Source organism: Psychrobacter pasteurii, from assembly GCF_900162815.1.
GTDB lineage: Bacteria > Pseudomonadota > Gammaproteobacteria > Pseudomonadales > Moraxellaceae > Psychrobacter > Psychrobacter pasteurii.
Window position 1 is genome coordinate 1 of record NZ_FUGD01000229.1, and the last position, 348, is coordinate 348.

Consider the following 348-nt stretch of genomic DNA (forward strand, 5'->3'; position numbering starts at 1 on the left):
CAAGAGACGTCCGTCAAGGGTGCAGATATTAGTCAGTGGTATTATTGGCGTTGGCAAATAGAATCTTATTTTAAACTGCTTAAAAGTGCAGGACTTCAGCTAGAGTCCTGGTTACAGCAAAGTGGAGACGCTTATTTTAAGCGGTTGTTAATTGCCTCTCAGGCTTGTACGCTCGTGTGGCGTATTATGCAAGCATCTGATAAACAGTCACAAGAGTTTGCTTTGTTTTTAGTGCGCCTCTCAGGGCGACAAATGAAACGGAGCAAACCAATAACCGCACCTGCTGTGATGGCAGGATTGTTCCAGTGGCTTAATTTTACCGAACTGGTAAATCATTATCCCCCTGAC

Annotated in this window: 1 pseudogene; it reads left to right on the forward strand. The window is 44.3% G+C overall.

Annotation, left to right across the window (positions count from 1 at the left end):
- Positions 1–348, forward strand: a pseudogene (locus A1232T_RS13600) (transposase); the annotation flags it as partial.